A 506-nucleotide genomic window follows, 5' to 3' on the forward strand; every position below is an offset into this window, starting at 1 on the left:
CTCGGCCTGCTGGAAGACCGCGACCGCATCGCCAAGGACCTGCACGACGTGGTCATCCAGCGCCTGTTCGCCGTGGCCATGACGCTGATGAGCGCCGTACGCCTGGTCGAGCGGCCGGAGGCCTCCTCCCGGCTGCAGACCGCCATCGACGAGCTGGACACCACCATCCGGCAGATCCGCTCGACCATCTTCGCCCTGCAGACCCCGCGCGAGGACGCCTCGCCCAGCCTGCGCGCCCAGGTCGTCGACCTGGTCGAGGGCGCCCGCGGGCACCTGGGCTTCATGCCCGGCCTGAGCCTGGAGGGCCGGCTCGACAACGACGTGCCCGCACAGGTCGCCGAACACCTGCTCGCCGTCCTGCGCGAGGCCCTGTCCAACCTCGTCCGCCACGCCAAGGCCACCCGCGCCGACGTCGCCGTCCACGCCGGGGACGGACGGCTGACCCTCGTGGTGGAGGACAACGGCGTCGGCATCCCGGCCGAGGGCCGCCGCAGCGGCCTGCGCAA

At 73.1% G+C, this 506-nt stretch carries 1 protein-coding gene; it reads left to right on the top strand.

Annotation, left to right across the window (positions count from 1 at the left end; genetic code table 11):
• Positions 1–506: sensor histidine kinase (locus tag HHX35_RS42445; RefSeq protein ID WP_259405919.1), on the top strand; the 506-nt coding region annotated here is incomplete at both ends.

This window comes from Microbispora sp. H10830, assembly GCF_014161375.1.
GTDB classification, from domain to species: domain Bacteria; phylum Actinomycetota; class Actinomycetes; order Streptosporangiales; family Streptosporangiaceae; genus Microbispora; species Microbispora catharanthi.